Origin of the sequence: Leptospira wolffii serovar Khorat str. Khorat-H2 (assembly GCF_000306115.2) — a bacterium.
Taxonomy (GTDB): Bacteria; Spirochaetota; Leptospiria; order Leptospirales; family Leptospiraceae; genus Leptospira_B; species Leptospira_B wolffii.
In genome coordinates, this window is sequence record NZ_AKWX02000007.1 from 516,490 (window position 1) to 530,752 (window position 14,263).

At 46.6% G+C, this 14,263-nt stretch carries 13 protein-coding genes; 6 read left to right on the forward strand and 7 right to left on the reverse strand.

The window, feature by feature from the left end:
- Positions 1 to 76: 76 nt before the first annotated feature.
- Entirely contained in the window at positions 77 to 2,809 is a 2,733-nt protein-coding gene (locus tag LEP1GSC061_RS20800) for a sensor histidine kinase (RefSeq protein ID WP_016545046.1), read from the reverse strand.
- Between the two features lie 149 nt (positions 2,810 to 2,958).
- On the opposite strand from LEP1GSC061_RS20800, the gene LEP1GSC061_RS06680 reads away from it, so the two are divergent.
- The 3 genes from LEP1GSC061_RS06680 to LEP1GSC061_RS06695 all read left to right on the forward strand — a co-directional run bounded on the left by LEP1GSC061_RS06680 (position 2,959) and on the right by LEP1GSC061_RS06695 (position 5,483).
- Positions 2,959 to 3,765: an enoyl-CoA hydratase-related protein gene (locus LEP1GSC061_RS06680; RefSeq protein ID WP_016544251.1), complete on the forward strand. Its 807-nt coding sequence runs from the start codon at positions 2,959 to 2,961 to the stop codon at positions 3,763 to 3,765.
- A gap of 524 nt (positions 3,766 to 4,289) precedes the next feature.
- Positions 4,290 to 4,556, forward strand: coding sequence for a hypothetical protein (locus tag LEP1GSC061_RS06690; RefSeq protein ID WP_040508114.1), 267 nt, complete (start codon positions 4,290 to 4,292; stop codon positions 4,554 to 4,556).
- 102 nt (positions 4,557 to 4,658) lie between these two features.
- Entirely contained in the window at positions 4,659 to 5,483 is an 825-nt protein-coding gene (locus LEP1GSC061_RS06695; RefSeq protein ID WP_016545068.1) for a hypothetical protein, read from the forward strand.
- 6 nt (positions 5,484 to 5,489) lie between these two features.
- Here the strand turns inward: LEP1GSC061_RS06695 and LEP1GSC061_RS06700 are convergent, their stop codons facing one another.
- The 3 genes from LEP1GSC061_RS06700 to leuC all read right to left on the reverse strand — a co-directional run bounded on the left by LEP1GSC061_RS06700 (position 5,490) and on the right by leuC (position 8,562).
- Positions 5,490 to 6,413, reverse strand: coding sequence for a lysophospholipid acyltransferase family protein (locus LEP1GSC061_RS06700; RefSeq protein ID WP_016544836.1), 924 nt, complete (start codon positions 6,411 to 6,413; stop codon positions 5,490 to 5,492).
- 122 nt (positions 6,414 to 6,535) lie between these two features.
- Positions 6,536 to 7,162 (reverse strand): 3-isopropylmalate dehydratase small subunit, encoded by a 627-nt coding sequence (gene leuD / locus LEP1GSC061_RS06705; RefSeq protein WP_016544497.1) that lies wholly within the window; start codon positions 7,160 to 7,162, stop codon positions 6,536 to 6,538.
- Positions 7,159 to 8,562: a 3-isopropylmalate dehydratase large subunit gene (gene leuC, locus LEP1GSC061_RS06710; RefSeq protein ID WP_016544502.1), complete on the reverse strand. Its 1,404-nt coding sequence runs from the start codon at positions 8,560 to 8,562 to the stop codon at positions 7,159 to 7,161. Before leuC ends, leuD begins: the two co-directional genes overlap by 4 nt.
- 101 nt (positions 8,563 to 8,663) lie before the next feature.
- Between leuC and LEP1GSC061_RS06715 the strand changes: the two genes are divergently transcribed.
- Positions 8,664 to 9,542, forward strand: a complete 879-nt coding sequence (locus tag LEP1GSC061_RS06715; protein ID WP_016544854.1) for a LysR family transcriptional regulator — start codon at positions 8,664 to 8,666, stop codon at positions 9,540 to 9,542.
- A 45-nt stretch (positions 9,543 to 9,587) separates the two neighbouring features.
- Here the strand turns inward: LEP1GSC061_RS06715 and LEP1GSC061_RS06720 are convergent, their stop codons facing one another.
- Positions 9,588 to 10,589, reverse strand: coding sequence for an alpha/beta hydrolase (locus LEP1GSC061_RS06720; RefSeq protein WP_016544897.1), 1,002 nt, complete (start codon positions 10,587 to 10,589; stop codon positions 9,588 to 9,590).
- Positions 10,590 to 10,902: 313 nt separating this feature from the next.
- Positions 10,903 to 11,334: an Rrf2 family transcriptional regulator gene (locus LEP1GSC061_RS06725; RefSeq protein WP_016545002.1), complete on the reverse strand. Its 432-nt coding sequence runs from the start codon at positions 11,332 to 11,334 to the stop codon at positions 10,903 to 10,905.
- A 201-nt stretch (positions 11,335 to 11,535) separates the two neighbouring features.
- On the opposite strand from LEP1GSC061_RS06725, the gene LEP1GSC061_RS06730 reads away from it, so the two are divergent.
- Together LEP1GSC061_RS06730 and lsa20 are read left to right on the forward strand one after the other, a co-directional pair.
- Positions 11,536 to 12,999 (forward strand): discoidin domain-containing protein, encoded by a 1,464-nt coding sequence (locus LEP1GSC061_RS06730; protein ID WP_016544901.1) that lies wholly within the window; start codon positions 11,536 to 11,538, stop codon positions 12,997 to 12,999.
- A gap of 5 nt (positions 13,000 to 13,004) precedes the next feature.
- A complete protein-coding gene (lsa20, locus tag LEP1GSC061_RS06735) occupies positions 13,005 to 13,592 on the forward strand; it encodes an LIC11469 family lipoprotein adhesin Lsa20 (protein ID WP_016545091.1) in 588 nt (195 codons plus the stop codon).
- A 71-nt stretch (positions 13,593 to 13,663) separates the two neighbouring features.
- Here the strand turns inward: lsa20 and LEP1GSC061_RS06740 are convergent, their stop codons facing one another.
- On the reverse strand, positions 13,664 to 14,230 hold the full coding sequence (locus LEP1GSC061_RS06740; protein ID WP_016544636.1) for an MORN repeat-containing protein: 567 nt from the start codon (positions 14,228 to 14,230) through the stop codon (positions 13,664 to 13,666).
- Positions 14,231 to 14,263: the final 33 nt, after the last annotated feature.

Genomic DNA, 14,263 nt, shown 5'->3' on the forward strand with positions numbered 1-14,263 from the left:
TTTACAGATATATAAAGAAGGCTCATCGAAACGTCGGAGAAGATCGAATTTCGTTTAAAATCGTGAAGTTTTGTGTTTATGGCTTTTCGGAGGCGACCGACTCGGAAGGGATTTCTATCGTGAATTTGCTTCCGAAATCCGGTTTACTTTCCGCAAAAATTCTTCCACCCAAGGATTCCACCTGGGTTTTAGTCAGAAAAAGTCCGACTCCTCTCGCTTCCGGGTGTCTATGAAAGGTCTTATGCAAACCGAATAGCTTGCCTCGATTTTTATTCAGATCGATTCCGAGTCCGTTATCCTCCACGTTCAAATAATATTTGCCCTGGGATATTTCGGTGAAGATTCTAATTTTAGGTTTTCGATCGGGGGATCTATACTTAATGGAATTCGAAATCAGATTCAATAGGATACTTTCCAAATAGGAACGATTGTATTCCCATTCATCGAATGCGGAAAAGTCGGAGTCTATTTCCGTTTCGGTTTCCAGAATTTTTCCCTCGAGTATCTTTCTGATTTTTTCCAATATGGGGGGCGCTTTTATAAGTTCGAGTTCCCGATTGGCGAATTCCTGTATTCTCAACACCTCAACCAAGCTGTCTAAAGTTTCCCGTAGATATTCCACAGAGATCTTGAATTTATGAATCAGGTTTTCCGTTTCCGCCGGAGTTTCCGATTCTTGTATGAGTTCCAAAAGAGAAATCAGATTGCTAGTAGGAGCCCGTAGATTATGCGAAGTGATATGGGCGTAATTCAATAATTGTGCGTTTCTTTGTCCGAGTTGTTCCGCCAAGGTCTCCAGTTGTTTTTTGGTTTCTTCCAATTTCTTTTGATTGTTTACGGTTTCCGAAATATCGGTGACCACTCCCAAGAATCCGGTGATCTCGGATTCTCCGTTAAAGATCGAGGTTACTACCAATTGCGCGGGAAATACGGAACCGTCTTTTCTGCGATACCGCCAGATCTTGGATTCGAATCGATCTCTTTTGGCGATGGCAACTAAGGATTCGAAACCTTCCGTTTTTTCTCCGATCTCTTTTACTAGTTCTTCGGAGCGTTCCGTCATTTCTTCCGGTACATGGAAAAATTCGGGGGTTCGGGTTCCTACGATTTCAGCGGAAGAATAGCCCAGCACGTTTTCCGCACCCTTGCTGAAATGAGAGATGATCCCGTTAATGTCCGTGCGTATAATCGCGACTTGAGTAGCCGAATCCAGGATCAGCTTCATCTCATCGTGTACGCTAATCAGATTTTCCTCGGCGATTTTCTTTTGAGTGATATCCTCTATCTGGGAGACGAAATACATCGGCTTTCCGTCCGAGTCCCGAACCATGGAGGCGCTCAGGTTGATCCATATGATGGATCTGTCCTTGCGAAAATAACGTTTCTCCATGGAATAGGTCCGTATCTCTCCTCTGAGCATCTGGCCTACGTAATTCATATCCTTTTCCAAGTCTTCCGGATGAGTGATGTCTTGGAATGTAGTGACTAGAAGTTCCTCTTCGGGATATCCGAGCATCTCGCATAATTTGCGATTTACCTTCAACCATCTTCCTTCCGTGGAGACTAATGACATTCCGATTCCGCTATTCTCGAAGGCTCCTCGGAAAGTAGACTCGCTGACCAGTAGATTATCTTCGATCCTTCTTCTTTCGTCGATATCCTGGTAGATTCCGTAGAGTCGGATACATTTTCCGTTCTTAAATTCCGCCTGTCCCAGAGTACGGACCCATTTGAATTTTCCGGAATCCAGGACAATTTGTATGTCCATATCGTAACCGATCCCTAGCTGAAGAGAATTGGATTGCGCCTCGGAAATTTTCTTCCTACTTTCCCCGTCTCTGGCGAATCTTAGGAAATCTTCTTTCTTCGGTTCGTAACTTTCCGGTAGCCCGTGTATCTCTTTCGTTTTCTTGGACCAGATTACTTTATCGTTTCTGAAATCGATCTCCCAGCTACCGATCTTAGCTACCTCGTTCATCTTGGAGATGATTTCCTGGTTCCTGCGTTTTTCCTTTTCCGCCGAACGGATTTGCGTAATGTCCCAGTTTGTACCGATCATTTGAGTCGGTTTACCTTCGGGATCTCGGAGGACTGCGGCGATCGCCTTGATGTAACGGACCTCTCCGTTCGGCCATAATACCCGAAATTCGGTATTAAACTCCCTTGTGCCGTCTAACGCTTCCTGTAGTTCTTGAGTGGCTCTTTCCTTATCTTCGGGATGCAATCCATTTACCCATGCATCGTAAGCCCCGGAGAATTCGTCTTCCCGGATTCCGTATAAACGATACATCGCTTCGTCCCAGACCAGGATATTGAGAGAAAGATTCAGATCCCAAATCCCTACATTAGCCGTCCTTGTAGCAAGTTTCAATCTCTGGGTGATTTGGTGCAGACTTTCTTGTGAGGTCTTCGTTTTAGTTACATCTTGTAATAGAATGAGAAAGTCTTCTTCGGTTCCCTGAGATCTACCGATCGTGGTCTTGAAATAACGCGCATCGGAATTTTTATCCAAGAACCGGATTTCTTCCAAACGGTTTCCGATTCCTTTTTTAGATTCTTGGACTAACGCTTCCCATTTATGGAAATCGTCCGGATGGATTCTTTGGATAAAGGAGGAATGATCGTAAGGTTCGGAGATGTTTAGTATCTCGGCTAGCTGGGGAGGAAAGTTCGGAGAAGATCCCTTTAAGGACGTTTCCCAGGAATAGGTATCGAAGAGTTCTCTTAATAATTTGAGAGAAGAGGTTTCCGAATCCCTTTTAGGGTCGGCTTCTCTAGTATTTCCTGGATGATCGTCTGGAGCGGACATACTTACTCTTATGTGGAAGCTAAAGCAGGATTGGGCGAAACAAATCCGCGACGGGGAAAATTCTCCGTAGAGGAAGTGTGTGTCTATCGCTGGCCGACTGCAAACAAAAAAGTTCTTTCGAGGTCCCGGCTTTCTTATATTCTAACGACATGTCCGATTCTCCACTGATCACACGAATTCACGAAGTCCCCGGAGGAAAAATTCTCCAGATCACGATGAACCGCCCGGAGGTTCATAACGCGGTAAATAAGGCGATGGCCGATCTATTCTTAGAAGCTTGGACCAGATTCGGAGAAGACGATGGCATTACCGTGGCGGTTTTGCACGGAGCGGGAGATAAGGCATTCTCCGCGGGAGCGGATCTGACAGCTCTCGATCTCTTGGCCGATCTGCATACTGGTCCGAAAGAAAAGAAAGAATATCCTGCAAAAGATTCGGGGCCCTTAGGAGGATCCAGAATCGTAATGAAGAAGCCGGTCATCACCGTGTCCCAAGGATACACATACGCGGGAGGGCTGGAATTATTCTGTCACGGGCATATCCGAATCGCGGAGCCCCAGGCGATATTCTCCGTGGCTTGTAGAAGGTGGGGAGTTCCTTTGGTGGACGGAGGCACGGTTTATCTACCGAGGCTTTTGGGATGGGGGGCCGCTTTGCCTATGATTCTTACGGGACAAAGGATTCGTGCGGATCGGGCCTACCAGTTGGGTTTGGTTTGGGAGTTGACCAAAAAAGGAAAGGGTTTAGAGAGAGCCTTGTCCTACGCGACGCAATTATGTAGACAACCCAGGGATGCGATGTTTTCGGATCTCGCATCCGCATTGGAAGGAAGCCATCTTCCTATCAGAGACGCATTGGTGAGAGAGGCGGAGAATACCTACCCCGTTATGGAGAGCGAGAGTACTCGCAGCGGAGTTCAGAAGTTTCTGGACGGAGAAAGATTTTGGTTTCGCTGACGAGACTTATTATAGAATTATAATTTAATTATAGATCCGACCGCACCCTCGTTATTCCTAAAGTCTCCATTTGGACGGTCTTCCTACGTTATGGAATCTTCCGGAGGGAACGTAAAAAGGATTATGCCCCGTATTCGAAGACGGTCTATAATAATAGCCCGGAGTGTTCCTATACCGGGAATTGGAAGGATAGGAACGATAATAGGTGCGGCTCGAACTTACCGATCCGCAATTATAACTCTGTACATAATTACAGTTTTGGGGGTAATTTGCCTGTTCAAGATTATCGAAGCTTGCGCAAGAGGAAAATCCAAGTAATAGAAATGTCAGAAAAGAGAAAAAGAACCTTTTACGAATAGTTGTCATCGTTTCAGTTCCTCCGTTATTTTATAGGACCCGCGCCGAAGGAATTTCTTTCCGTTTCCCGTTTTGTATCGTCGATTCCCGATCCAAGTCCCTTTTTAGTAAATCCGTTGCGAAACCTTCTCAGGATGATATTTCTGATATGATTTTTAGGAGGATTTATGCGAACAAGAAAACCGTTTGGTGTATTATGGATTCTTTTTATTCTAATTTCTTTTTGGAATTGCGACTCATATGACAATCTGTATGGAAACGGAAAAGACGATAAGAATAAGAAAGACCAATGTAAGTCCTCGGCCGCGTTGTATCTGAGTTGTTCTTCGGAGAATCCGGGTTACGCGAATACAGCTTGTTCTTCCCAATACCTGTTGGCGGTGGCTTCCTGCGGATACGGTGGAGGAGGGGGAGGCGGCGGAGGAGGATATTGATCCGAAAATCCGATCCGTCGGAAATAAAAACGAATTTTCCAGTCCGAAATTCCTGGTGACGAGATAGGCTTATAGTAAAAATCTCGAATACCCAGGACGTATATGCGAAGGGCTTCTTTTTTATTTATATTCTTCTTCTTATCCAATTGTATCACTTCCGGTTTCGTAACGAATTATGTGAGTCCTAAACGAAGTTACGGATTCTCTTGGATTGAATTATCGAATGCTGCCTGGGGAACGGACGGATATCTTTACGTTCGTGCCAAAGTGATCGTGCAAACGGAAGAGCAGGCCGGACAAAAAATGGGAGAAGAGGAAAGGTGTTACCGGTCGGAAAAGGTTTATGCAAATAAGCCCTTCCTTCTGGAAAGGCCGGTTCCTTGCGAATCGCTAATGTGGATGCCTAGGGCCAGAACGGAAATCCGAAACGGACTCCTCGTTTTTCCGCATTATAATTTTTCTCTGGCCCTTCCTGCCCTCGGACAAAATAACGCGATCTTCTGCGAGACTAAGGATCTTCCTAAAGCGAAGCCGGATCGGATTTTTAGAATGAGAAAGAATCCTTTGGCTTTTGTCCTACATTATCCGGACGATTCTTATTACGGAATCGACTTAAGTAATAGCGAGAAGTCGAACTCCGCGAATCGGATCGATCCGCATTTATTAGAAGGAACTCTTGCCGAAGCCTTGGAATTCGAATATATCGACAGCCCGAATGCCTTTTCTATGCTTTCGGTTTCCAGAGACGGTGCCCCCTTTACCAGTTTTCTTTTGAAGAAGCAGGGTAAAGGAATGGATATCGCTAAACTGAATATCTATTCGGACCTGAAAACCAAAGAAGAATTCCATGCAGGTATGGCTTTATTGGTTCCGTTTACACTGGCCATGGATGTCGTTTTGGTCGCTCTAGTAATACTTGCCAAATAGAAGGAATTATTTCTCCGGAAGAACGACTTCCACATTCCATTTTTTTAAATTGCTTACCACAAAGTTAAGCAGAGTATCCTGGGCTCCTCGATTGTCGGCACCCGTAGGTATCGCCGGTCCGAATTTCATATGGATCTTTCTGTTCCTACGAAGAGTCCCCAAGTCTTTGAGAATTCTTCCGTTTTCCCAAAAATCTGTTTTGATCGCAAAAGGGACCACGGGAACTCCCGCTCTGGACGCGAGTTTCACCGCGATAGAATTGAATTCGGCGGTGTGGAAAATTCTAGTTCTTGTGCTTTGGGGAAATACTACGATAGACACCCCTTTTTTGAGAAGCGCAGCTCCTTCTTCAAGAACTTTGACCAGGTCCTCTCTTGGATTGGCTCTGCCCACGGCGATCGGATCCCTGCTTCTCATGATGGGACCGAAGAAATTTCCTTGTATTAAGCTTTCTTTAACTACAAAAGTCACCCTTCTGTGGGGAACTAAGAAATAGGAGAATACGAAGGTTTCCAAAACGCTCATGTGGTTTCCCGCAAAAACGACGGGACCTTTGGGAGCCACTACATGTTCCAAACCTTCGATAAGGAATTTTCCTCCGCAACCTTCGAGTAATTCTAAAATGCCGCCGGAGAGTTCTATCCATTTCGGATCGAAGAATTGTCCTTTGAGCGCGAATTTTCTTCCTCTCAAAATTTGTCGGAAGTATCCGTATAGAAACGTAAAATCGGTCCCGAAGAGTAGACGGTCTATGAGCCATCTTTTCCTTTCCGGAGGAGTCTCATATTGTAGAGTCACGCCTTCTCTGAGTTCTATCGGAGAACCCAACTCTTCCCTTGTGAGATGATAAACACCGTTCTTTAGGGCGGAATCCGGGATTTTTACTATAGGCGTGGTAATTTTATCGTGTATGGACTCTGTTAAACTCACTCTGGAAATCCTTTCCGGTATCGGGAGAAATTAGACGAACATCATAATTTCCCCCGAAATCTTTTCCAGCGAATTCCTTACGGGCAGGACGTTCCTTTTCTCACTTCTTTTTGTAGGAGTTCCTACCAATTTACCGAGAGAAAGGGCCTTTCTGCGGCGTATCTTTCCTGGAAAGCCCGGATTTTAGCGGTTTCCTGCAAGGTGAGATCGATATCGTCCCAACCGAAGCGAATCCTTTCCGTGGAATTAGAATCCAGGAAGAAAGAGAAATTCTTCTCTCCCGCCTGGACTTTTCCGTTTTCCAGATCGACTCGGATCCTCTCTCCCGGGTTTTTCTCTAACCAATGCACTAGATAGGAAATCTCCCTTTGAGAGAGACGCACCAATGCGATTCCGTTTTTGGGAGAATTCAAAGAGAATATGTCCGCAAAAGAAGGGGCAAGGATCGCTCGGATTCCGAAATCCGCAAGGGCCCAGGGAGCGTGTTCCCGGCTAGAACCGCAGCCGAAATTTTCTCCTGCCACAAGAACGCTTGCGCCTTCGTATTCTTTCCGGTTCAGGATGAATTCTGGATTCGAAACGGTTCCTTCCGTATCCAGATACCTCCAATCGTGGAAGAGATGTTTTCCGAATCCGGTCTTTTCCACCTTCTTCATGAATTGCTTGGGAAGAATCTGATCCGTATCGATATCCGCTCTGGGGATGTAGGCCGCGACTCCCGTATGGTTGGTCCAAACTTTAGTATTCATGCTAATTTCCTCACGTCTGAAAATCTTCCGTTCACAGCAGCCGCAACCGCCATGGCAGGGCTGACCAAATGGGTTCTTCCGCCTCTGCCTTGTCTTCCTTCGAAGTTCCGGTTGGAAGTGGAAGCGCATCTTTCTCCGGGCAATAATACATCGTCGTTCATTGCAAGGCAAAGGGAGCAGCCCGGTTCTCTCCATTCGAAGCCCGCTTCCTTGAAGATTCGATCCAGTCCTTCCGATTCCGCCTGACGTTTCACTGATCCGGAACCAGGAACAACCAAGGCTTGGACTGCCGAATGCACCTTTCTGCCCTTGGCGACTTCCGCCGCGGCTCTTAGATCTTCTATACGTGAATTCGTACAGGAACCGATGAATACCTTATTCACCAGAATATTCGAAAGAGGGGTCCCCGGTTTCAGATCCATATATTCCAACGCTTTTCGAGCGGTTTCCTTACGATTGGAATCGGAGAATTCCTCCGGATCGGGAACCACGGATCCGATCGGAAGACTCTGGGAAGGATTGGTTCCCCAAGTGACCTGAGGCTCGATTTCGGTCAGATCCAATTCAAGGGAAGCGTCGAATACCGCATCCTCGTCCGAACGGAAGCTCTTCCAATATTCCACCGCAAGATCGAAATCCTTTCCTTTAGGAGATAGCTTTCTTTCTTTCAAATATTCGAAAGTCTTTTCGTCGGCTGCGACGAGTCCTGCACGCGCTCCCGCTTCGATACTCATATTGCAAAGAGTCATGCGTCCTTCTATGGAAAGGGAAGAGATCCATTCTCCTCCGTATTCCATTACGTAACCTTGGCCTCCCGCGGTGCCTATTTTGGCGATCAACGCTAGTATAACGTCTTTTGCGGTGATTCCGAAACCGGGAAAACCTTTGAAGTGTACGAACATGGATTTTGATTTGGGTTGCTTTAACGTTTGCGTGGCCAATACATGTTCCACCTCGCTCGTTCCTATCCCGAATGCCAGAGATCCGAAGGCTCCGTGGGTCGCAGTATGAGAGTCTCCGCAGACTAGAACCGTTCCGGGCAACGTGAAACCTAGTTCGGGCCCCAGAACATGCACGATTCCTTGGTCCGGATTTTCCGGACCGTACAGAACCAGTCCGAAGTCCTTGCAATTCCTTTCCATAGTATCGATTTGTAAGCGCGATACCGGGCCCGCCGCGTCCCGGTTTTTTCTGTCTCTAGTCGAAACATTATGATCCACGACGCCGAAAGTAAGATCGGGTCTGGCTACTTTTCTATTCTTCTCCCTAAGGCCTGCGAAAGCCTGAGCGGAGGTGACCTCGTGGAGAATATGGCGATCTACGAAGAGTAGATCCTCCTTTTCCGAAGCCTTTGCGATCCGGTTATTTTCCCAAATTTTATCATATAAGGTCTTTCCCATCGTTCTCTCCTTTCAAAAAACAGAGTAGCAAAGAATTTAATATAATGCAAATAAATTGGTTTTATGATATATATAACTAAAAGTTATATATTGAGAAGAATATGGAATTTAGGCAGATCCGATATTTTTTGGAAATCGCCGAGGCAGGGACTTTCCAAAGGGCCGCAGGTCGTCTGGGATTGACTCAGCCCGCTTTATCCAGGCAGATTTCTCTTCTGGAAACCGAATTGGGGATACAGGTGTTGGAGAGAGGGGGAAAGGAAGTCAGACTCACTCCCCAGGGCGAGATATTTCAGGGATACGCCAAACGGATGCGTTCTCTTTGGGAGGAAATGCAGACAGGCCTCTCCGCCGATCCCCAATTAGGAGGACATTTTTCCATCTCCACGGGAGGTACCGTCTCCGCTTGGATCCTTCCCTCCATACTTAAGAAGGTATTGCATCGTCGCCCAAATCTATCTCTTTCCGTCCGAGAAGGGGACGCACAGGAAACCAAGGAGGCGCTTTTGGAGGGAGAAGTCGATCTTGGGATTCTGACCGGCCCGATTTCGGAACCTGGATTGATCTCCAAGGAGTTTCTTTCCGATAGGATCCATCCGGTAGCATCCAAAGAGCATCCTATTTTCTTAAAAAAGAAAATTAGAATGGAAGACCTTCTTAAGGAATCCTTCGTTTTGTTTCATCCAGCATCCGCGGTCAGAAGGGCGGTGGAGAAAAAAATCCGTCCTTATACCCGGGAATTATCGCCTCGCATCGGGATGGAACTACGTAGCGTGGAATCCGTGATCAAATCCTTGGAGGCGGGACTCGGGATCGGATTTCTTTCCGAATATTCCCTAAATCCCAAGCTCAAAAAGATTCCCATTGAGGAGTGGGTAACGGAGAGGAAATTTTATCTTTGCTATAGGAAGAAGGCCAGACCCGGACTCGCTTTACTCGCCGAGGAATTATTTACCGCGGCTAATCCGAATTCGGGATAAAGAATGAAAGTAGTGCTCGGGAAAATCTTCCCGAGCCGATTTCGTTTATTTGATTCCCGCTTTTTGTAGAAAATCCAAGACGGAGGATTCGACTTTTTTCTTATCCGAATCCACATGCTTGGAAGTAAGCACATGGCTACCGGATTCTATGGCTACTTTAGTGTTCGAAGGATTGGGATGTTCCCCTCCGAATTTAAGAAAAGCATCCAGCATGGCCGGCACGCTCGCTGTCTTGTCTTGATGCTCCTTGTCCTTATAATAATAGACTAAAAGAACGGGAGCCGTAATTTTTTCGAAAGGCTTTTGGGATAGGATGAACTTAGTCGCATCGCTTACGTGACGAATCGCGGATAGATATTGATCCTTGTACCAATATTCGTAGTAATGGTCGCCGAGTCCGTCGTCCGGTTTTCTTTCCGGAGATTTCCGGATTTTGCCGGTAAGCAATTCTCCCAATTGGAGCCCTCCCGGATAGTAGGCGAGTTTTCCCATGGGAACCGCAAAATCGTAAAAAGGAGAATAGAGAATGAGCGCACCCACCTTGTCCGGATATTTTGCCGCAAGGTAAGTAGAGATGAGGCCGCCCATGCTGGTTCCCATTAGAATAGTTTGATCTCCTAATTTATCCATCATGAGGAAGGTTTCTTCCGCCACCCTAAGGTATTCCGTGAAAGGTGTGTCCCTATGGTCCTCGTTATTCGTTCCGTGACCGGGGAGTCTTAAGTAGTAAGTGTTTGCTTTCAACTTTGCGGAGATCGGGTCCACGGTATCTTCTCCTTCCGCTCTGGAGGCGCCGAACCCGTGGATATAAAGGATGGCGTATTTCGTTTTTCCGGGAGAAAAACGGATGAGTCTCTCCTCCGTTCCGGGGCGAGGATGCTTGGATTTTGTTTCTTCTAACTTTGACTTATAGAAAGAATCGAAATCCTGAGTTTGATCCGCGTTCGGATGGAATTCGTATTTGGGAAAGGTCGCGTAATAGATTCCCGTATACGCTAGTATGAAAACGCCCAACGAGACTAGGGTTCTTTGTAGTATTTTTTTCATTCCAATTCTCCAATCACCGTGGTCTTCCGAGTATGATTCCCGGAGACGATGGAGGAATCTTCCGAGGACCATGTTTGTTATGCAAGGATTTTGTTTTGAAAGAAGATGGAAATGGATCGGAAACCGACTGAACTCTAGGAATCCGGTTTCATCTCGTAATCCTAATACTCTACAGAAGCCGCTTCACTTTCTATCCGGGCGATTCCAATTCGTTTAAAAATTCGAATGCGACTCCGTTATGAGTAAAAATCCAAGCTCATAATCTTAACGATGGCAAGTCGGGTACCGGATGAACGAAGTTAGGTTGAAGAATTTAAGCTCTTTTTTTCTTATCCACATCCAAATGGGAAAGAACGTCCGCCAGAGTGAATTCTGCCAGTTTGTCTTCCATGGCCGCTTGGGCCTCTAGGAAAATCCCAGCCAACGCGCCTTGGATCTTTCTTCCCACAGGACATTTAGGATTCGGTTTTTCGTGCAGGGAGAATAGAGGGGCGGGGGTTTCTACAGCCTTGTAGATTTGTAGAAGGCGGATTTGCTCGGGAGGAGAAGAGAGTCTTGCTCCTGCGATTCCTTGCTTGGATTCCAGTAGCCCCGCTTTCTTAAGTTTCCCCATGATGCTTCTGACGACGACCGGATTGGTGCCTATGCTATCCGCGAGAATCTGGGAGGATGAGGAAAAACCTTCCTCCTTTTCCAATAGGGAAAGGATATGAATCGCGATGGAATATCTGCTAGGAATGGACACGCGACCTCCTTACCGTAGGAAAGAATATAATGTAACGTACAGCGGTTTCCATTTCACGCCAACTATATTTTGGACGCCCTAGAAGGGGGCCGATTTCGCGTTTTTTAGGAAATAAAAAATTGGAAGGCCGTTTTTTTTAAGTTTTCCACTATTCGAAACGGTAATATCCCTGCTCTTTATGATTCCTTTGGGGGAAAGAACATGTCCTTGAGAATTCTCGCTTTTGTTTTTTGCGCTCTTCAAATCCTGAATTGCGGGAAAAAACTGCCCGTTTCCATGATTACCGCCACTTCCATGGATAGCGGTTTGCCTTTCGATATTTTAGAGGGAAAGAAATGGAGACCGGAGCCGGGTGCCAATTTCGTAAAACTTCATTTTTATCCGGACGAAGCTTTCTCGCTTTCGCAGATCGAGGTGGAATCCTGTAACGGGAATTTCTCGGATCCCATCACGGCCTATATTAATTTCGATGAATATAGCCAGGATTTGGGATCGGGTAGCGTGGCTTCCGTTAAATTCGATCCTCCCAGAACCGCTAGGTCCGTTACGTTCAATTTTCATAAGAATACGGACCTTTGCGTAGCCAAGGTGAATTTTTACGACGAGAAGGGCTCCAAGATGAAATGGAAAGGACCGAAAGTCGTGGATGCTTCCGTGAAGGCTTCTGAAACCGCTAAGCCGAATCTTTCCTACGATGTGATGAATCTTTTCGATTCCAGATACGAATATGCCTGGGCGTCGGATAAGAAAGGCGCGGGAGTATTTTTGGATTTCGATTTCAAGGAAACGCAGAAGATCAGCTCGATCAAAATCTGGAACGGGTACCAAAGATCGGATCGCCATTGCCAAACCAACGGAAGATTGAAGGTCGCAACACTAACCGGAGACAACGGTTACAAGGAAACGATCCAGGTCCAGGATATCATGGGACCCCAAACGATCGCATTATCCAAACCTTTTGAAGGAAAGAAATTAAGACTTACTGTCGATTCCATCTACGAGGGCAAGGATTATAAGGGATTGGTACTAAGCGAGGTGAGATTCTCGGACGGAGAGGATTGGATTCTCCCGAATCCTTTGGAACAGGTGCAAAAGATCGCCAAGCACAACGCCTTCCAATTCTCCGCTGCCGGAGCGAACGGGGTCCTGAACTGGAGTTTTGTAGGAGGAGAATATTACGGAAATATTCCTACGGCCGCAGCTGCCGCGACCGAAAAGCCCCAAGGAGAGGAATCCGCTTCCGAAACTACTGCGGAGGATTCCCAACAGCTACTGGTTTCCAATTGGACCCTACGTCTTAGATCGGACGGAAGTATGTTCCTAGAAGGAAACACTTCCGAGGACGACGGATCCGGAGGAAAGGTAAATAAAAGCTTTTTTGCATTAGGAAATTATGAAGTAAAAGAAGCCAAGCCGGACAGCTTGAAACTCAGGATCTTCGGATTAGTGCGCAAGATGAGCGCGAGGGAATATCAGGAGGAATATTACGGAGGGGATTGCAACGGCTGCGGCAGGGACTGCAATCGAAGCGATGATCCGGAAAACGGAGAGCAGATTTTTGCGGAGCATATACGTTTACGTAAATCCGGAAACAAACTCTACGTCCAGAACGAGAATCCGAGTAAGATCTTCCAATTCTCCGTATTGGAATTGGTGCAGGAATAATATCCTTGTATAAAGCGTTTCGTTTTACGATTCCCTGTATTCTCCTTCTTTTCGTTTCCTGCGGGAAGGAGGAGGGAAAAGCCGAGAACTTCTCCTTGAATCTGGCGGGAAAAAAGGGAGGAGTTCCAGTTCGGATCGAATGGATTTACAAGGGACTTCCCGGAAAGATGGAGATCTACGAACTGGCGGCCCAAAGACCTGTGCAATTATGGGATACTAGCGTGGTGCCGGATCTTTCCTCGGCTCCCGTTTCTTCCAAGATAGAAGATTCTAAGCTGGTATTGAGTCCGGGAGAGACCCGAAAATTTGCGCTGGTTTATAAGAATGAAACAAAGGAAAAATTACATTTCTTCGCGGCTCCTCATTCCGTGAATCCGCCAGAATTCGGTTTCGGATTCAAGTTCAAATGTCTCTGTGTGAATCATCTTTTTCAGGTAAATCCGGGTCAGGTTTGGTACCGTATCGTGGAGATACGAACCATGCCTTCTTGGGCGAGCGAACCCTTCGGGATCGTACATACACTAGTAAGAGTGGATCCCGCTCAGGCTAAGGAATGGGAAACTCCCGGTGAAAAGTCCCGTTCCGACGAGTGATATCGGACTTTTAGAGCGGAGAATCTCCTTGGAAGTCAGGGTGGATCCGATCTAGCGATTGTTGAAATTATTTAATTAGAACAATATAATGCTTTGTTCTGCAAGGAACAATCGGCTTCGGTGCCGTCCTTGCGGGTGTATTTGCCCGGATTGGAATTGGCTGCGTCCTTGAAATCCGCTTCTAAGACGCTACCGTCCGGAAAAGAGACTGAGCCGTTTCCTTTCAAAATTCCTCCGGAGAAATTTCCTTGGAGGAGTGTTCCGTTGGAATAGATATAATTTCCGGGCCCCTCCTTCAGGTCCTGCGCATAACTTCCTTCGAATTTGTCCCCGTTCTTGTATTCGAATTTGCCTTTGCCTTCTCTCTGCCCGTTTTTAAAGCTCCCCACGTATTTATCTCCGGTGGAGTAGGTATAGGTTCCGATTCCGTTCTCGCAATCTCCGGAATCGCAACGACCGTCTTCGGTTTCGTCTCCTAAATTCGCGGAGCGGGAAGAAGATGCGACGCTATCCGAATTGGAAGAGGACCCGCCCGCCGAGGCATCGGAGTCCTTGGTCTCGGAGCTGGAGCAATTTGCCAAGAATGATATAAATAGGATGCAGATCGTGAGAGTTAGGACGGATCGGAATGCGTTCATAAGGAAAATTGGATTCGATTTTCGGATTCCGTC